At 51.4% G+C, this 18,625-nt stretch carries 19 protein-coding genes; 8 read left to right on the top strand and 11 right to left on the bottom strand.

The window, feature by feature from the left end; genetic code table 11:
- Positions 1–2: 2 nt before the first annotated feature.
- Positions 3–1,376 carry an aromatic amino acid transporter AroP gene (gene aroP / locus PS053_RS18700; RefSeq protein WP_256878687.1) on the top strand — a complete coding sequence of 458 codons (1,374 nt, stop codon included), beginning with the start codon at positions 3–5 and terminating at the stop codon, positions 1,374–1,376.
- Between the two features lie 41 nt (positions 1,377–1,417).
- Here the strand turns inward: aroP and ampE are convergent, their stop codons facing one another.
- Positions 1,418–2,272, bottom strand: coding sequence for a beta-lactamase regulator AmpE (gene ampE / locus PS053_RS18695; protein WP_000172027.1), 855 nt, complete (start codon positions 2,270–2,272; stop codon positions 1,418–1,420).
- Entirely contained in the window at positions 2,269–2,820 is a 552-nt protein-coding gene (gene ampD, locus PS053_RS18690; protein ID WP_000923707.1) for a 1,6-anhydro-N-acetylmuramyl-L-alanine amidase AmpD, read from the bottom strand. The genes ampE and ampD overlap by 4 nt, the downstream gene beginning before the upstream one ends.
- A gap of 87 nt (positions 2,821–2,907) precedes the next feature.
- On the opposite strand from ampD, the gene nadC reads away from it, so the two are divergent.
- From nadC to hofC, 4 genes are all read left to right on the top strand, one after another.
- Positions 2,908–3,801 (top strand): carboxylating nicotinate-nucleotide diphosphorylase, encoded by an 894-nt coding sequence (gene nadC / locus PS053_RS18685; RefSeq protein ID WP_054409803.1) that lies wholly within the window; start codon positions 2,908–2,910, stop codon positions 3,799–3,801.
- Between the two features lie 198 nt (positions 3,802–3,999).
- Positions 4,000–4,440, top strand: a complete 441-nt coding sequence (gene ppdD, locus PS053_RS18680) for a prepilin peptidase-dependent pilin (protein ID WP_044712992.1) — start codon at positions 4,000–4,002, stop codon at positions 4,438–4,440.
- 9 nt (positions 4,441–4,449) lie between these two features.
- Positions 4,450–5,835, top strand: coding sequence for a type II secretion system protein GspE (gene gspE / locus PS053_RS18675; RefSeq protein ID WP_256878688.1), 1,386 nt, complete (start codon positions 4,450–4,452; stop codon positions 5,833–5,835).
- Positions 5,825–7,027, top strand: coding sequence for a protein transport protein HofC (gene hofC, locus PS053_RS18670; protein WP_025237652.1), 1,203 nt, complete (start codon positions 5,825–5,827; stop codon positions 7,025–7,027). Before gspE ends, hofC begins: the two co-directional genes overlap by 11 nt.
- A 34-nt stretch (positions 7,028–7,061) precedes the next feature.
- On the opposite strand, the gene guaC is transcribed toward hofC, so the two are convergent.
- Both guaC and PS053_RS18660 read right to left on the bottom strand, forming a co-directional pair.
- Positions 7,062–8,105, bottom strand: coding sequence for a GMP reductase (guaC, locus tag PS053_RS18665; protein WP_001217345.1), 1,044 nt, complete (start codon positions 8,103–8,105; stop codon positions 7,062–7,064).
- A gap of 152 nt (positions 8,106–8,257) precedes the next feature.
- Positions 8,258–8,305, bottom strand: coding sequence for a hypothetical protein (locus PS053_RS18660; RefSeq protein ID WP_176221587.1), 48 nt, complete (start codon positions 8,303–8,305; stop codon positions 8,258–8,260).
- A 24-nt stretch (positions 8,306–8,329) separates the two neighbouring features.
- On the opposite strand from PS053_RS18660, the gene coaE reads away from it, so the two are divergent.
- From coaE to yacG, 3 genes are read left to right on the top strand one after another with little or no spacing between them, the layout of a single operon-like run.
- Positions 8,330–8,950: a dephospho-CoA kinase gene (gene coaE, locus PS053_RS18655; protein WP_001270923.1), complete on the top strand. Its 621-nt coding sequence runs from the start codon at positions 8,330–8,332 to the stop codon at positions 8,948–8,950.
- Positions 8,950–9,693 (top strand): cell division protein ZapD, encoded by a 744-nt coding sequence (gene zapD, locus PS053_RS18650; protein WP_059220750.1) that lies wholly within the window; start codon positions 8,950–8,952, stop codon positions 9,691–9,693. The genes coaE and zapD overlap by 1 nt, the downstream gene beginning before the upstream one ends.
- 9 nt (positions 9,694–9,702) lie before the next feature.
- Positions 9,703–9,900, top strand: a complete 198-nt coding sequence (yacG, locus tag PS053_RS18645) for a DNA gyrase inhibitor YacG (RefSeq protein ID WP_000005046.1) — start codon at positions 9,703–9,705, stop codon at positions 9,898–9,900.
- Between the two features lie 446 nt (positions 9,901–10,346).
- Here the strand turns inward: yacG and mutT are convergent, their stop codons facing one another.
- From mutT to ftsQ, 7 genes are all read right to left on the bottom strand, one after another.
- Positions 10,347–10,736 (bottom strand): 8-oxo-dGTP diphosphatase MutT, encoded by a 390-nt coding sequence (gene mutT / locus PS053_RS18640; RefSeq protein WP_000733106.1) that lies wholly within the window; start codon positions 10,734–10,736, stop codon positions 10,347–10,349.
- Between the two features lie 58 nt (positions 10,737–10,794).
- The gene (gene secA / locus PS053_RS18635; protein ID WP_000905807.1) at positions 10,795–13,500 is read right to left on the bottom strand and encodes a preprotein translocase subunit SecA; all 2,706 of its coding nucleotides are present in this window, start codon (positions 13,498–13,500) and stop codon (positions 10,795–10,797) included.
- A gap of 61 nt (positions 13,501–13,561) precedes the next feature.
- The gene (secM, locus tag PS053_RS18630; protein ID WP_024164640.1) at positions 13,562–14,074 is read right to left on the bottom strand and encodes a secA translation cis-regulator SecM; all 513 of its coding nucleotides are present in this window, start codon (positions 14,072–14,074) and stop codon (positions 13,562–13,564) included.
- 231 nt (positions 14,075–14,305) lie between these two features.
- Complete coding sequence (lpxC, locus tag PS053_RS18625) at positions 14,306–15,223, bottom strand: UDP-3-O-acyl-N-acetylglucosamine deacetylase (RefSeq protein ID WP_000595486.1); 918 nt, start codon at positions 15,221–15,223, stop codon at positions 14,306–14,308.
- 100 nt (positions 15,224–15,323) lie between these two features.
- The gene (gene ftsZ, locus PS053_RS18620; protein ID WP_000462779.1) at positions 15,324–16,475 is read right to left on the bottom strand and encodes a cell division protein FtsZ; all 1,152 of its coding nucleotides are present in this window, start codon (positions 16,473–16,475) and stop codon (positions 15,324–15,326) included.
- Positions 16,476–16,535: 60 nt separating this feature from the next.
- The gene (gene ftsA, locus PS053_RS18615) at positions 16,536–17,798 is read right to left on the bottom strand and encodes a cell division protein FtsA (RefSeq protein WP_000588477.1); all 1,263 of its coding nucleotides are present in this window, start codon (positions 17,796–17,798) and stop codon (positions 16,536–16,538) included.
- A complete protein-coding gene (gene ftsQ, locus PS053_RS18610; protein WP_000075733.1) occupies positions 17,795–18,625 on the bottom strand; it encodes a cell division protein FtsQ in 831 nt (276 codons plus the stop codon). The genes ftsA and ftsQ overlap by 4 nt, the downstream gene beginning before the upstream one ends.

Here is an 18,625-nt window from a genome sequence, read left to right as displayed (position 1 = left end):
TCATGATGGAAGGTCAACAGCACGGCGAGCAGCTAAAGCGCGGCCTTAAAAACCGCCATATTCAGCTTATCGCGCTGGGTGGCGCGATAGGGACTGGGCTATTCCTGGGAAGCGCCTCCGTAATACAGTCTGCAGGGCCAGGCATTATCCTGGGTTACGCTATTGCCGGTTTTATCGCCTTTCTGATCATGCGTCAGTTGGGTGAAATGGTGGTCGAAGAACCCGTCGCAGGCTCATTCAGCCACTTTGCTTATAAATACTGGGGCAGCTTTGCCGGTTTTGCCTCTGGCTGGAACTACTGGGTTCTGTACGTTTTAGTTGCCATGGCAGAGCTTACCGCCGTCGGCAAATACATTCAGTTCTGGTACCCAGAAATCCCAACCTGGGCTTCTGCCGCCGTGTTCTTTGTGGTGATCAACGCCATCAACCTGACCAACGTTAAAGTATTTGGCGAGATGGAGTTCTGGTTTGCCATCATCAAAGTTATCGCGGTGGTGGCGATGATCCTGTTCGGCGGCTGGCTGTTGTTCAGCGGTAACGGCGGCCCGCAGGCAACCGTGCGCAACCTGTGGGAACAGGGTGGCTTCCTGCCGCATGGTTTCACCGGGCTGGTAATGATGATGGCAATTATCATGTTCTCGTTCGGTGGACTGGAACTGGTGGGGATCACCGCTGCAGAAGCAGATAACCCGGAGCAAAGCATTCCGAAAGCAACTAATCAGGTTATCTACCGCATCCTGATTTTCTACATTGGTTCGTTAGCTGTTCTGCTCTCGCTAATGCCGTGGACACGCGTTACCGCCGATACCAGCCCATTTGTGCTCATCTTCCATGAACTGGGCGATACCTTTGTGGCGAATGCGTTAAATATCGTGGTACTGACGGCAGCCCTTTCGGTTTACAACAGTTGCGTCTACTGCAACAGCCGTATGCTGTTCGGTCTGGCACAACAAGGGAATGCGCCAAAAGCGCTGGTCGCTGTCGATAAACGCGGCGTACCGGTAAACACCATTCTGGTATCTGCGCTGGTCACAGCCTTGTGCGTACTGATCAACTATCTCGCACCAGAGTCTGCATTCGGTCTGTTAATGGCGCTGGTCGTTTCTGCGCTGGTAATTAACTGGGCGATGATTAGCCTGGCGCACATGAAATTCCGTCGCGCCAAACAAGAACAAGGCGTGGTAACTCGCTTCCCTGCCTTGCTCTATCCACTGGGTAACTGGATCTGTCTGCTGTTTATGGCGGCGGTACTGGTGATTATGCTGATGACGCCGGGGATGGCGATTTCGGTTTACCTGATTCCAGTATGGCTGGTCGTGTTAGGTATCGGCTATCTGTTCAAAGAGAAAACCGCAAAAGCTGTAAAAGCGCATTGATCTCTGTTGCCCTCACCTTCTCCTGGTGAGGGCAACAATCTTTACACTAACGCCCCGTAAATCGTCAGTAGCGCAATCACCACCACAACCACGAACGAGGTTTTCTTCGCCATTGAAACCGCGGCCTTCGGCGTCTCTACCTTATCGACATGCGGTTCACGCGCCAGTGAGAACTGTGCCAGACGCGTTAACACCTGATATTGAGAAGTGTGAAAGTCCCCCAGCGAAGCAAACCAGGCCGGTAACGCTTTTTCACCATGACCAATCAGTGCATAAACCACGCCTGCAAGACGAACCGGTACCCAATCCAGCACATGCAGTATCACATCAATCCCCGACTGTAGACGATGATGGGGTGTCTGGTAACGCGCCAGCCAGGACTGCCACGCCCGTAAAAACGCATAGCCCATCAGAGTAACCGGTCCCCAGGTTCCCCCCACAATCAACCAGAATAGCGGTGCAAGGTAAAAACGAAAGTTGGTCCACAACAACGCATTTTGCAGCTCACGCAAGTACTCACGTTCATCGCAGCCCGCGGGGATGCCGTGAATCATGGTTAACTCGCCAGCCATCGTGGAACGGGCATGGCTATCGTTACGTGCAGCGGCAGTCAGATAGGCATGATAATGAAGACGAACTTTACCGGCGCCAATGCATAGCAAACCGATCAACAACCATACCAGCAGCGTCGGAACGTTGAACAATATCCCCTGCAACGCGCGCAATAGTATAAAAGTCACGCCCATTACAATAATGGTCATCGCCAACGTGCGCCCCAACGAAAAATGTTTTACCCGCCGAAAAAACGCCTCAACACGATGATCAAGCTGCCAGTGTTCGCCTAACTTAAACAGGCGCTCAAAAATTAACACCAGTAAGGTTGTGAACAGCGTCATGTTGTCTCCTTGCTGACCAGGGCGCGAAACCGCACCCAGTCAAATGCGGGGCCGGGATCAGTTTTACGCTCTGGCGCAATATCGCAATGCCCTGTCATATTACTGGCAATAGCCGGATAGTGATTAATCAGCGCGCGCGTAACGGCCGCCAGTTGCTGATACTGCGCATCGGTATAAGCCAGCGTATCAGTGCCTTCCAGCTCAATCCCAATAGAGAAATCATTACAGCGTTCGCGCCCCTGGTACTGAGATACCCCCGCATGCCAGGCGCGTTTATCAAAAGGAACATACTGAACAATTTCACCATCACGGCGAATCAAACAGTGAGCAGAGACGCGCAAATGAGCGATCCCGGCAAAGAAGGGATGAGCCTGCGGATCGATAGTTCCTGTGAATAATGCATCAATCCACGGGCCGCCAAATTCACCTGGCGGCAGGCTAATATTGTGCACCACCAGCAAGGTGGGAATTTCGTTATCCGGGCGACAATCGTAATGCGGTGAGGGAACGCGGCGCGCGCCGGCTAGCCACCCCTGTTCTAACAACATGCAGGATCTCCTTATATGTGGTGCTAATACCCGGTTCAGAGTAGCATGTTTCTACCTTATGATTCGTTAGCTATCTGGAGTTTTAACATGCCGCCTCGCCGCTATAACCCTGACACCCGACGTGACGAGCTGCTGGAACGCATTAATCTCGATATTCCCGGCGCGGTGGCCCAGGCGCTGCGGGAGGATTTGGGCGGAACAGTCGATGCCAACAATGATATTACGGCAAAACTTTTACCGGAAAATTCTCGCTCTCACGCCACGGTTATCACTCGCGAAAACGGCGTCTTTTGTGGTAAACGCTGGGTTGAAGAGGTATTTATTCAACTGGCTGGCGACGACGTCACTCTTACCTGGCATGTAGATGACGGCGATATCATTAAAGCCAATCAACTGCTATTTGAACTGGAAGGGCCATCCCGCGTGCTGTTGACGGGCGAACGCACTGCACTCAATTTTGTGCAAACCCTCTCCGGCGTTGCCAGTAAGGTTCGTCATTATGTCGGGCTGTTGGAAGGCACCGACACCCAACTGCTGGATACGCGAAAAACCTTGCCAGGTCTGCGTTCTGCCCTGAAATACGCGGTACTTTGCGGCGGCGGCGCTAACCACCGCCTGGGCCTTTCCGACGCCTTCCTGATCAAAGAAAACCATATTATTGCTTCCGGCTCGGTGCGGCAGGCAGTCGAAAAAGCGTCCTGGCTGCACCCGGATGCGCCAGTAGAAGTCGAAGTAGAGAATCTGGAAGAACTTGATGAAGCCCTGAAAGCAGGTGCCGATATCATCATGCTGGATAACTTCGAAACAGAACAGATGCGCGAAGCCGTCAAACGCACCAATGGCAAAGCGCTGCTGGAAGTCTCAGGCAATGTCACCGACAAAACTCTGCGTGAGTTTGCCGAAACGGGCGTGGACTTTATCTCCGTCGGTGCGCTAACTAAACACGTACAGGCACTCGACCTTTCAATGCGTTTTCGCTAACTGCTGACACGTTTATCCGCTCCATCGCGGGCGGATATTCTTCCCTCCTTTCTTCGTTGCGCCTCGCAAATTCCTTGTCTTACGCTGCAACATAATAAAAAACCTCTGAAGCCGCCTTCCCGTTTCGTTTTTTGCCTCTCGCCAGTGCCAATGACGTTTGCCAGAGTAGCGACAATCAAATCAAGGAGAAAAAAACAGATGGACAAACAACGCGGCTTTACACTTATCGAACTGATGGTTGTTATCGGCATCATTGCCATTTTAAGCGCCATCGGCATTCCCGCATATCAGAACTACCTGCGCAAAGCTGCGCTCACCGACATGCTGCAAGCCTTTGTGCCTTACCGTACCGCCGTAGAATTGTGTGCGCTGGAACATGGTGGGTTGAACACCTGTGACGGCGGCAGCAATGGCATCCCCTCGCCCACTACGACGCGTTATGTCTCCGCCATGAGTGTGGCAAAAGGTGTAGTATCGCTGACCGGGCAAGAGAGTCTCAATGGGCTAAGCGTCATCATGACACCCGGTTGGGATAACGCTAACGGCGTCACCGGCTGGACGCGCAACTGCAATATTCAAAACGATAGCGCGTTGCAGCAAGCCTGCACAGACGTCTTCCGCTTTGATAACACCAACTAAGGAGCGGCGATGAATATTTCACAGCTCACCGCTCTGTGTCTGCGTTACCAGGGGGTCTTACTGGATGCCAGCGAAGAGGTGGTTCATGTTGCGGTGGTCGATGCGCCCTCGCATGAGCTGCTGGATGCTTTGCATTTTGCGACCACTAAACGTATTGACATCACCTGCTGGACGCGCCAGCAGATGGAGGGTCACGCCACCCGCTCGCAACAAGTCTTATCGGTCACGGCCCCGGAGAAGCATCAGCACAAAGTTGAGTTACTGATTCAAACATTACAATCTGCACTGGAACAACGCGCTTCTGATATTCATATCGAACCAGCAGATAATGCCTATCGCATCCGCTTGCGTATCGACGGCGTGCTGCACCCTTTGCCTGATATTACGCTGGATGCCGGAGTCGCATTAACCGCCAGATTAAAAGTGTTGGGAAGCCTGGATATTGCGGAACATCGCCTGCCGCAAGATGGGCAATTCACTGTCGAACTGGCAGGCAACACCGTCTCATTTCGTATAGCTACCCTGCCATGTCGGGGGGGCGAAAAGGTAGTATTACGCTTGTTACAACAGGTAAACCAGAGGCTAGATATCAACGCGTTAGGAATGCAGCCGTCACAACTGGTGGAATTTGCCCATGCATTGCAGCAACCACAGGGACTGGTGTTGGTTACCGGCCCAACCGGTAGCGGCAAAACAGTCACACTTTATAGCGCGCTGCAAACGCTGAATACCGTCGATATTAATATTTGCAGCGTGGAAGATCCGGTAGAGATCCCCATCACCGGGCTAAACCAGACACAAATCCATTCGCGTGCTGGTCTTACCTTTCAGGGGGTTTTACGCGCGTTATTACGCCAGGATCCCGACGTGATTATGGTGGGCGAAATTCGCGATGGAGAAACGGCGGAAATCGCAATTAAAGCCGCGCAAACCGGTCATCTGGTGTTGTCCACGCTGCACACCAACTCCACCTGTGAAACGCTGGTGCGCTTACAGCAAATGGGCGTTGCCCGCTGGATGCTCTCATCGGCGCTCACGCTGGTGATAGCCCAACGCCTGCTCCGTAAACTTTGTCCGCATTGCCGCCAACAGCAAGGGGCACCAATCCATCTTCCAGGCAATTTATGGTCATCACCACTGCCCCGCTGGCAAGCATCGGGTTGTGAACATTGCTACCACGGTTTCTATGGTCGCACAGCCTTATTTGAAGTTCTGCCCATTACGCCAGCAATAAGCCAGCTTATTGCCGCAAATACTGACGCGGAATTGCTGGAAACACATGCCCGGCAGACGGGAATGTGCACACTTTTTGAAAACGGCTGCCTTGCTGTGGAGCAAGGCTTAACCACCTTTGAAGAAATGATTCGTGTATTAGGAATGCCGCATGGCGAGTAAGCAACTCTGGCACTGGCAGGGCGTTACCCACGAAGGCCACGCGCAAGATGGAACGCTCTGGGCGGAAAGTCGTGCCTTGTTGCTTTTGGCTCTACAGCAACAAAGGGTGACGCCACTGCACCTGAAGCGAATCGCCATCAATCCTGCACAGTGGCGTGGAGACAAAAGTGCGGAAGTCATTCATCAACTGGCGACACTACTCAAAGCCGGGTTAACGCTTTCAGAAAGTCTGGCGTTACTGGCAGAGCAACATCCCAGCAAACAATGGCAAGCGTTGTTGCAATCGCTGGCGCACGATCTCGAACAGGGTATTGCTTTCTCCAATGCTTTATTGCCCTGGGCAGAGGTTTTTCCACCGCTTTATCAGGCGATGATCCGTACTGGCGAATTGACAGGTAAGCTGGATGAATGCTGCTTTGAACTGGCTCGCCAGCAAAAAGCCCAGCGTCAGTTAACCGATAAAGTGAAATCAGCCTTGCGTTATCCCGTCATTATTTTAGCGATGGCAATTATGGTAGTTGTGGCAATGCTGCATTTTGTTCTGCCGGAGTTTGCTGCCATCTATAAAACCTTTAACACTCCACTACCCGCATTGACGCAGGGAATCATAACGCTGGCTGACTTCAGTAGTCATTGGGGCTGGTTACTAATTCTGTTCGGTTTTTTGCTGGTAGTAGCGAACAAACTGCTAATGCGTCGCTCAACCTGGCTTATCGTGCGGCAGAAGTTACTGCTACGCATTCCAGTTATGGGAGCTCTGATTCGGGGCCAAAAGCTCACGCAGATTTTTACGATTCTGGCGCTGACGCAAAGCGCGGGGATTACTTTTTTGCAGGGAGTAGAAAGTGTCAGAGAAACAATGCGTTGCCCATACTGGGCACAACTTATGACACAAATCCAGCTCGATATCAGCAACGGGCAGCCCATCTGGCTGGCGCTAAAAAATGCCGATGAGTTTAGCCCGCTCTGTTTGCAGTTGGTGAGAACGGGAGAAGCATCCGGTTCACTCGATCTCATGCTGGATAATCTCGCCCATCATCACCGGGATAATACGTTTGCGCTGGCAGATAATCTTGCCGCCTTGCTGGAACCAGCGCTGCTGGTTATTACTGGAGGGATTATCGGCACGCTGGTGGTGGCAATGTATTTGCCAATTTTCCATTTAGGCGACGCAATGAGTGGGATGGGGTAACGCTGGCACGATGAACCACGCCAGCGCTGTACGATTACAGGTTATTGAAGATACGGTTTTCTTGTTCCTGAACGCGAATAAACGTGGTGCGCTTGGTCAGCTCTTTCAGGCGTGAAGCCCCAACGTAAGTACAAGCGGAACGCAAACCACCGAGAATATCGCGAGCTGTGTTTTCTACCGGGCCACGAAGCGGCAACTTAACGGTTTTACCTTCTGCAGCACGATATTCCGCAACGCCGCCAACGTGACGTTTCATCGCAGACTCGGAGCTCATGCCGTAGAACAGCATAAATTTCTCGCCGTTCTCTTCGACAATGCGACCACCGCTCTCTTCGTGACCTGCCAGCATACCGCCCAGCATCACGAAATCGGCACCGCCGCCAAAGGCTTTAGCCACATCGCCCGGCATGGTGCAACCGCCATCACTGACGATCATCCCCCCCAGACCGTGCGCGGCATCGGCACATTCGATCACTGCAGAAAGCTGCGGATAACCGACGCCCGTTTTCACGCGAGTTGTACAAACAGAGCCAGGGCCAATGCCAACTTTAACGATATCGGCACCGGAAAGAATCAACTCTTCACACATTTCGCCAGTTACTACATTACCAGCACAAATGGTTTTGGTCGGCCAGGTTTCACGCGCTTTTGCAACGAACTGTACAAAGTGCTCAGAGTAACCATTCGCCACATCAATACAAACGAAGTTTAATGCCGGGTTCAGGTCGAGAATTTGTTTCGTTTTTTCGAAATCCGCATCAGACGTACCAGTAGAAACCATCACATGTTTCAGTACATCTGCGGAAGAGTTATTGATAAATGCCTGCCACTCTTCAACAGAATAGTGTTTATGCACCGCAGTCAAAATATCAAAAGAAGCCAGCGCAGAGGCCATGGAAAAAGTGCCGACAGTGTCCATATTCGCGGCGATAATTGGCACACCGGACCAGCTTTGACCTGAGTGTTTAAAGGTGAATTGACGTTCCAGTTCAACATCAGAACGGCTTTTAAGGGTGGAGCGTTTAGGGCGGATGAGGACGTCTTTAAAACCTAACTTCAGATCTTCTTCAATACGCATGTGCGGATTCCTGGGGTTAATGGCTATAAGGGTAAGAGCGCAACTCCAGTGACGCTATCATACGCACTAATCGATACTGCGCAAGACTGCGAAATTGTCTTTTTTTACGCTACAATCCCATAAATTTACCTGGTAAATAGTGGGCGAACGTTTCAGCAATTTCGCTTTCGCACGCTCATTTTTAACATTTTGATAATCATGATGAATTCCCGGGAATATAAATTATGAGGTATACGGTTGCCCTGACGGGCGGCATTGGCAGTGGCAAGAGCACCGTTGCAAATGCATTTGCTGACCTCGGAATTAACGTCATTGATGCCGATATTATTGCGCGTCAGGTGGTTGAACCTGGTAGCCCTGCGTTACGCGCTATCGCTGAGCACTTTGGTGCTGACATGATTGCAGCTGACGGAACATTGCAACGCCGGGCGTTACGCAAACGGATCTTCGCTGTCCCGGAAGAAAAAAACTGGCTTAACGCCCTGCTACATCCACTGATTCAGCAGGAAACACAACGCCAGATCCAGCAGGCAACCTCACCTTACGTGCTGTGGGTTGTGCCATTGTTGATAGAAAACTCACTGCATAAAAAAGCGAATCGTGTGCTGGTGGTGGATGTCAGCCCAGAAACGCAACTTAAGCGCACTATGCGACGTGACGATGTTTCTCGCGAACATGTCGAACAAATTCTTGCTGCCCAGGCTACGCGCGAAGCCCGTCTTGCCGTAGCAGATGACGTCATTGATAATAATGGCGCACCGGATGCCATTGCATCGGATGTTGCCCGCTTGCACGCACACTATTTGCAGCTCGCGTCGCAGTTTGTCTCACAGGAAAAACCGTAATGCAGACCCAGGTCCTTTTTGAACATCCACTAAATGAAAAAATGCGCACATGGCTGCGTATTGAGTTTTTGATTCAACAACTCACCGTTAATTTACCCATCGCTGACCACGCTGGCGCTCTGCATTTCTTCCGTAATGTTAGTGAATTGCTGGACGTGCTTGAGCGTGGCGAAGTACGCACTGAGCTGTTGAAAGAACTTGACCGCCAGCAGCGTAAACTCCAGGCCTGGATTGGTGTACCTGGTGTGGATCAGAGCCGCATTGAAACATTAATTCAGCAGTTGAAAGCGGCGGGTAGCGTGTTAATTTCCGCGCCGCGTATCGGACAGTTTTTGCGTGAAGATCGCCTGATTGCGCTTGTGCGTCAGCGCCTGAGTATCCCTGGCGGCTGTTGTAGCTTTGATTTGCCCACATTGCATATCTGGCTACATTTATCTCAGGCACAGCGCGACTCTCAGGTTGAAACCTGGATTGCCAGCCTGAATCCGCTAACGCAGGCCCTTACGATGGTGCTGGATTTAATTCGCCAGTCAGCGCCGTTCCGTAAACAAACCAGCCTGAATGGCTTTTATCAGGATAATGGCGAAGACGCCGATTTGCTGCGTCTGAATCTTGCCCTCGATTCACAACTTTATCCGCAAATATCCGGTCATAAGAGTCGTTTTGCCATTCGCTTTATGCCACTGGACAGTGAGAGCGGACAGGTGCCGGAGCGTCTGGACTTTGAACTGGCCTGTTGCTAAGGAGTAAAAATGTCAGAAACTATTACGGTGAATTGCCCAACCTGTGGGAAAACAGTGGTATGGGGTGAAGTCAGCCCGTTTCGGCCATTTTGTTCCAAACGTTGTCAGTTGATAGACCTCGGAGAGTGGGCCGCAGAGGAGAAACGAATCCCCAGCAGCGGCGATCTTTCCGAAAGCGATGACTGGAGCGAAGAGCCAAAGCAGTAACTTTTTGTCTGATGCCACACGCAAGCCTGATAAGACGCACCAGCGTCGCATCAGGCATCATGTGCAAATGTCGGATGCGGCGTGAACGCCTTATCCGACCTACAAGACCTTGCATATCAATGAGTTAATAAACCATGTGGGCCTGATAAGACGCACCAGCGCCGCATCAGGCATCATGTGCAAATGTCGGATGCGGCGTGAACGCCTTATCCGACCTACAAGACCTTGCATATCAATGAGTTAATAAACCATGTAGGCCTGATAAGACGCGACAGCGCCGCATCAGGCATCATGTGTAAATGTCGGATGCGGCGTGACGCCTTATCTGACCTACAAGACCTTGCATATCAATGAGTTAATAAACCATGTAGGCCTGATAAGACGCACCAGCGTCGCATCAGGCATCGTGTGCAAATGTCGGATGCGGCGTGAACGCCTTATCCGACCTACATACGCTTAAGCTTCGCAATTACCGGCTCATTGGCTGGCGGAAAATCATCGGCATTCAGACCAACCAGCGACATCCACTCACCGGGTTGCCCTTCTTTACCCCACGGCTTCCCTTCCCAGCTTTCGACCAGCCAGAACCACAGTGTTATATGCCTGTCCGGGAATTCATATTCCAGCTTTTCAAATAGCGAAAAATGTTGTGGGGTAATCCCAACCTCTTCCTGAAGCTCCCGCACCAACGCCTGTTCTGGTGTTTCACCCACTTCAATTTTACCGCCAGGAAACTCCAGCTTATTCGCCATGTGCGCATCTGCGGCGCGGCGGGTTATAAAGATTTCATTGTTCTTGTTGCGAATAATACCGACGGCAATATGCAGCTTTTTCATTGTCTTAAACCTGTAAAAAAGGCGCAGATTCCTGCGCCTTTGTTTTATTGATTAGTTTTTATTGCAGGCGACCATGGCACTGCTTGTATTTTTTCCCCGAACCACACGGACAGGGGTCGTTACGACCAACTTTACGCTCACCCGTTTGTGCAGCCAGCGCAGCGGCGGCGGCAGAGTCATCATCCTGATGGCTAAGCTGCTGCATTTGCGCTAAACGCTCGGCCTCTTCCCGGCGCTGCATTTCCAGAGCTTCAACCTCTTCCGGCATGCGTACCTGAACTTTGCTCAACGTACTAACCACTTCATATTTTAGCGATTCCAGCATTGCTGCAAACATGGAGAAGGACTCACGCTTGTACTCCTGCTTTGGATCTTTCTGTGCGTAACCACGCAGGTGGATACCCTGACGCAGATAATCCATCGCTGCCAGGTGCTCTTTCCACAGAGAATCGAGCGTCTGCAGCATCACGCCTTTCTCGAAGTGACGCATCATCTCAGCACCAACCACCTCTTCTTTACGCTGATACACTTCGATGGATTGCGCCAGAATACGCTCACGTAGTGTCTCTTCGTGCAGTTCAGGCTCTTTATCCAGCCACTCGGCAATCGGCAACTCAAGATCAAAATCGTTTTTCAGACGTTCCTGCAGCCCCGGAATGTCCCACATTTCTTCCAGAGACTGTGGCGGAATATAAGCATCAATGGTCGCTTTGAACACATCCTCACGAATGCTGTTGATGGTTTCACTCACATCGCTGACATCCAGCAGTTCGTTACGCTGGGAGTAAATGGCACGACGCTGATCGTTAGCCACATCATCATATTCCAGCAATTGCTTACGAATATCGAAGTTACGGCTTTCAACTTTACGTTGGGCGTTAGCAATCGCTTTAGTCACCCACGGGTGCTCAATGGCTTCGCCTGGCTTCATCCCCAGTTTACGCATCATGCCGGACACGCGGTCAGAAGCAAAAATACGCATCAACGCATCTTCCATCGACAGGTAGAAGCGGGAAGAACCGGCATCCCCCTGGCGACCAGAACGACCACGCAACTGGTTATCGATACGACGGGATTCGTGACGTTCTGTACCGATGATATGCAAACCACCTGCCGCCAGCACCGCGTCGTGACGCACCTGCCAGTCGGCTTTAATTTTTTCAATTTGCTCTGCAGTCGGATTTTCCAGCGCGGCAACTTCTGCCTGCCAGCTACCGCCAAGCACAATGTCAGTACCACGACCCGCCATGTTGGTTGCGATAGTCACGGCAGCAGGATACCCCGCCTGAGCAACAATCGCCGCTTCGTTGGCGTGGAATTTAGCGTTCAGGACGTTGTGTTTGATACCCGCTTTGGTCAATTCATTTGACACCAGCTCCGATTTCTCGATCGAGATAGTCCCCACCAGCACCGGCTGTCCTTTCGCAGTACGCTCTTTGATATCCTCAATGATCGCCTGAATTTTTTCTGCTTCGGTCATGTAGACCAGGTCTGGCAGATCTTTACGAATCATCGGTCGGTTGGTTGGTACAACGACAGTATCCAGTTTGTAGATAGAGCTAAATTCAAACGCTTCAGTATCGGCAGTACCGGTCATCCCAGCCAGTTTTTCATACAGGCGGAAGTAGTTCTGGAAGGTGATCGAAGCCAGCGTCTGGTTTTCGTTCTGGATCTGTACACCTTCTTTCGCTTCCACAGCCTGGTGCAAACCATCAGACCAGCGTCGGCCCTGCATGGTACGACCAGTATGTTCGTCAACGATGATAACTTCACCATCTTTAACGATGTAATCAACGTCGCGGGTAAACAGGGCATGGGCACGCAGCGCTGCGGTTACATGGTGCATCAGCATAATATTAGCCGGAGAGTACAGAGACTCGCCTTCATCCATAATGCCTTCTTTTACCAGCAATTCTTCAATCAGCACCAGACCACGTTCGGTCAGGTTTACCTGACGAGATTTTTCGTCAACTGAGAAGTGACCTTCACCCTGGAAGGTTTCAGAGTCTTCTTTTTCCTGACGAATCAGATGCGGAATAATTTTGTTTACTCGCTTATACATTTCCGAGCTATCTTCTGCCGGGCCGGAAATGATTAGCGGCGTACGCGCCTCATCGATCAGAATGGAGTCAACTTCGTCCACCAGCGCATAATGCAGTTTACGCTGTACACGCTCTTCAGGGCTAAACGCCATGTTATCGCGCAGGTAGTCAAAGCCATACTCGTTGTTTGTACCGTAAGTGATGTCAGCCGCGTAGGCTTCACGTTTGGCTGGCGCAGGCATACCTGGCAAGTTGATGCCGACAGTCATACCGAGAAATTCGAACAACGGACGGTTGTTTTCAGCGTCACGCTGCGCCAGATAATCGTTGACGGTAACAACGTGCACCCCCTTACCGCTTAATGCGTTCAGGTAAGCAGGCAGCGTTGCGGTCAGCGTTTTACCTTCACCAGTACGCATTTCCGCAATGCAACGTTCATTGAGGACCATACCACCAAGTAACTGAACGTCGAAATGACGCATACCGAAGACACGCTTACTTGCTTCACGTACGACTGCAAAGGCTTCCGGGATTAAATTTTCCAGCACTTCGCCTTTTTCCAGACGTGCGCGAAACTCTGCCGTTTTCCCTTTCAGCTCTTCGTCGGAGAGTTTTTCCATCTCCGGTTCCATGGCATTGATCATGTTGACGACTTTGCGCATCCGGCGCAGGGTACGATCGTTACGACTACCGAAAACTTTAGTTAATAATTTGATTAGCATAATAAAATCTCAAACGCCCCGCGTTGCGGAGTTAATAAAATGAAGTAAAGGTTTATTGTTGTTAGCTAAGGCGTTGAGGACCAGCGCGAATACCTTGCGCCTGGCTTATCCAGACGGGCGTGCTGAATGTCGCTTGTGGACTAAAATGCACATAGTCAATGCGATAGACATTCTCGGACGGCGAGCCTTCCTGAGTCAGCAGCGCGCTGAGGGTATCCAGTAACGCAAGATGTTGCGCCTGGAGAGGTAAAGTTTCTTCGGCAACAGGCAACGTTTGTGGTGCCATTGCGAAGGAAAGATGACGGATTACCGTACGAATGGCATGTTGATGCCAGTAATCAACGGAGTAATTCGAGCTCGGGCGGCGCGTGTTTGCTTCCAGCAAGGCCAACTGACCAAAGTTAACTTTGGCGGAAGGTTCGTGATTACGGGTTGTCGCTTTTGCTGGCGCATTTGACTCGGCTGCGTTGCTGAGTACAGGCAGACCTAAACTCGCCGCGACCATCCCTAATAAGAGATGCGGCCAGAAGTAGCGTCTACCAAACTGTCGCCAGCGCGTCAGTATTCCACTCACGTTATTGCCATCCCGATCGTATTCAACGTTTTTAGCGCACAAATCTTATCATTAAAGCCTGAAATCCACAGCAGGAATGAAGATAAGTTGTGCGTAAAACAGCTTAAGAAAACAGCGATTGTGCAGTTTATTTTGCGATGGTGATAAAAAACCAAAAAAAACGACTGGTTCACCTGGCCGGAGAGAGTGCCAGATTTGCCAGTCGAATTTTATACGACAGTATAGATGTCGTTATGCCAGTACAGTCGAAGGCGCTTTGAAAGCCAACGGCAGTTCTGCGTCGTCCTGGAAGGTCACGTATTCCCAGGCTTCCTGTTTCGCCAGGACAGCTTGCAACAATTTGTTATTTAGTGCATGACCAGATTTATAAGCGGTAAATGCACCAATAATGTTGTGACCACACATAAACAAGTCACCGATCGCGTCGAGCATTTTGTGACGCACAAACTCGTCTTCAAAACGCAGGCCGTCTTCGTTCAGTACGCGATAATCGTCAACAACGATGGCACAATCGAAGCTGCCGCCCAGGCACAGGCCACGGGACTGCAGATATTCGATATCACGCATGAAACCGAACGTACGCGCACGGCTGATCTGGCGCATAAACGCATCAGCAGAGAAGTTCATCGCATAGCGCTGGTTGCTGGAGTCGATAGCCGGATGATTGAAATCGATGGTGAAATCCAGCGAAAAACCATTGTACGGCCTGAATTCAGCCCACTTATCGCCATCTTCGACACGAACGGTCTCTTTGATGCGTACAAATTTCTTGGCGCAGTTTAGCTCGTCAATACCGGCATCAAGCAGCAGGTATACAAACGGAGCAGCACTGCCGTCCATGATCGGGATTTCCGGCGCATTAACTTCGATAACAATGTTATCAATACCCAAGCCCGCCAAAGCAGCGTTCAGATGCTCAACGGTTGAAATCCGTACATCATGCTCATTGACCAGACACGTGCAAAGCATGGTATCACGCACAGATTTGGCATCAGCCGGGAAATCTACCGGTGGATTCAAGTCGGTGCGACGATAGATGACCCCGGTGTTGGCCGGCGCAGGGCGTAACGTCAGGGTGACTTTCTTGCCGGTGTGTAAACCGACACCCGTCGCCTGAACGATACGTTTAAGTGTCCTTTGTTTGATCATCGTATTATCTCGCCAAATTACCTATCCAACCGAAGTGTACTATACATTCGGCGGGCCAGTTTAGCACAAAGAGCCTCGAAACCCAAATTCCAGCCAATTCTTAATCAGCTTGCTTACGCAGGAATGCCGGGATATCCAGATAATCCGGCTCTTTAGCCGCTTGCGGCGTATTATCGTTCACGACTTTAGCTACCGGTTTCTGCTCTTGTGTCAACGGCGACATACCGTGTTGCTGGTAGCGATCCATCACCGGCTGCTGAACTTGTTTGTTCGTCACCAGAGTGATTTCAGGACGTTTGTCCATGCCGATACCCGTTGCAACCACAGTTACACGCAGTTCATCGTTCATATCCGGGTCAAGAGAAGTACCAATAACCACAGTAGCGTTATCCGAAGCAAACGCACGAATGGTGTTACCTACAGTCTCGAATTCATCCAGACGCAGGTCGAAGCCCGCCGTGATGTTGACCAGCACACCACGTGCACCAGACAGGTCGATATCTTCCAGCAGCGGAGAAGAAATTGCCATTTCAGCCGCTTCTTCCGCACGGTCTTCACCGCTCGCCACGCCAGAACCCATCATTGCGTAACCCATTTCAGACATTACAGTACGTACGTCAGCAAAGTCGACGTTCATCAGGCCCGGACGAGTAATCAGTTCGGCGATACCCTGAACAGCGCCTTTCAGTACATCATTCGCTGCGCCGAACGCATCCAGCAGGGAGATGCCGCGGCCCAGAACTTTCAGCAGTTTGTCGTTCGGGATGGTGATCAGTGAGTCCACATGCTTGGACAGTTCGGTGATCCCCTGCTCCGCAAATGCCATACGTTTCTTGCCTTCAAAGTTGAAAGGCTTCGTTACGACAGCAACGGTCAGGATCCCCAAATCTTTTGCCACTTCAGCAACGACCGGCGCAGCACCTGTACCAGTACCACCGCCCATACCCGCTGCAATAAAGACCATGTCTGCACCTTCCAGCGCCGCACGCAGTGCATCGCGATCCTCGTCAGCCGCATTACGACCAACTTCTGGATTAGCGCCAGCTCCCAATCCTTTGGTTATACCACTACCGATCTGAATCGTCTGCCCAACCGCTGTTTTACGCAGCGCCTGTGCATCGGTATTTACCGCGAAAAATTCAACACCCTCAATGCGCTCGCGCACCATGTGTTCAACAGCATTACCGCCGCCGCCGCCGACGCCGATGACTTTAATCACCGCGTCGTTGGTAAGTTCCATTGGTTCAAACATAGTTTCTCTCCGATTTGTGCCTGTCGCCTGAGGCCGTAATCACCGTCGACCTCATAAAAATTAAAACTCTTTTCGCAGCCAACTATTGAGTCGCTTAATCCACGAGCCAACTGATGCTGTAACACGTTTTTCTACTTCCGCCTCACCGCTAAGATGTGACTCTTTCCCGTAGTGAAGCAATCCCACCGCCGTTGAATAATACGGCTCCTGAGCATAATCCGTTAGACCGGTGATATTCAGCGGCGCGCCGATACGTACCTGCGTATGAAACACGCGCTGAGCACAGGCGGCAAGACCTTCTATCTGTGCCGCACCACCCGTTAATACAATCCCTGCCGCCAGGTGATGTTTCACCCCCTGTTGGCGAAGCTTTTCCTGTAGCTGCAATATTTCTTCGTTGACCAGGTTGAGCAACTCGGTATACCGCGGCTCAATCACTTCCGCCAGAGTCTGACGTTGCAGACTACGTGGCGGGCGGCCGCCTACACTTGGTACTTCAACGCTCTCATCTTTACCGACGATCGAGCCAAGCGCGCAGCCATGGCGAACTTTAATCGCTTCGGCGTCGCTTGGCGGCGTACCAAAGGCGTAGGCGATATCACTGGTCACAACATTGCCAGCATAAGGAATTACCTTAGTGTGGCGCAATGCTCCGCCGGTATAAACGGCGATATCCATTGTACCACCACCGATATCAACGACGCAGACTCCCAGTTCACGTTCGTCTTCCGTCAATACCGAATAACTTGATGCCAGTCCGGCAAATATCAGTTGGTCAACTTTCAGGCCACAACGTTCAACCGCTTTGACGATGTTCTTCGCCATATCATTGTGACATGTGATCAGGTGCACTTTTGCCTGCATCCGCACGCCAGAAAGCCCTACCGGATTCTTAATCCCTTCCTGATAGTCAATCGCATACTCTTGTGGGATCACATGCAGCACACGATGTTCATCGCGCACACGCACCGATTTCGCAGTATGGACGACGTTTTCCACATCTTCTTGCGTCACTTCTTCTTCAGAAATGGGCACCATACCAATTTCATTCTGGCAACTGATGTGCTTACCAGAAAGCGCCAGATATACCGAAGAGATCTGGCAATCCGCCATCAATTCTGCCTGGTCAATCGCACGCTGTACGCACTTGACTACGGACTCAAGGTCGTTGACACCGCCTTTATCCATACCACGCGACGGGCAACTGCCCACGCCGATGATATTGACCATACCGTCGGGCAGAACTTCCCCTACTAAAGCGGCAACCTTCGCGGTACCAATCTCCAGTCCAACTACCAGTTTTCTGTCCGTCGCCTTGATCATTGTTGTTCTGCCTGTGCCTGATTTTGTTGCTGAGTAGATTCCTCCGGCGGCAAAGGCGCCCAGCCTACTGCCGCACCAGAGTCATAACGCAAATCAACGTAGCTAATCCGTTTGCCATCGGTTTGCGCCTGCTGCTGTAAAACCGGATAAAGTTCTACAAAGCGAGCCAAACGTTTCATCGTATCGCCCCGGCCAAGGTTGAGCTTAATACCGTTATTCAGCGTCAACTGCCAGGAACGACGCGCGGTCATCGCCGCTTCCTTCAGAGTAAATCTGTCCTTTGCCAGCATCTGCCCCATTTCGCGATAGCCCTGCAGCACTTCATTGGCGCTGCCTTCCGGGCCATACAACATCGGAAGCACCTGCTTGCTGGTCCGATCCGGCGGCACGCTGAAGGTATTTCCTTCTGCGTCGACCATATGTTGATCATTCCAACGCGCAATCGGCACATATTCAACCAGATGAATCTTCAATTCATCAGGCCACTGCTTTCTGACGCTCACCTGCTTAATCCACGGCAAGCGTTGTTCAATTTGCGTCTGGATGATGTTTACATCCTGGGTCATAAAAGTACCTGGCTCACCCAACGCCAGGATCGACTGCCGGATGTCGTCATTACGCGTGTAATGGCGTTCTCCGGTCAACACCAGCTTTGAGAGCGGCAGGCGTTGTGCATCTTCCATCCAGCCCAACACGACCCAGCCGCTCACCAACACCGTCGTCAAAACGGTCAGCAGGAACAGAATTCCCGCCAGACGCGTTCCATTATTGCGGCGAGAAGAGATTTCTTCTTCGCTATTTCGCGTGTTCAGAGCAGCCTGCGACAT

This window comes from Escherichia albertii, assembly GCF_028622335.1.
Taxonomy (GTDB): Bacteria; Pseudomonadota; Gammaproteobacteria; order Enterobacterales; family Enterobacteriaceae; genus Escherichia; species Escherichia albertii.
The sequence above is the reverse complement of the archived record's forward strand: the minus strand, read 5'-3'. Positions and strand labels throughout refer to the sequence as shown.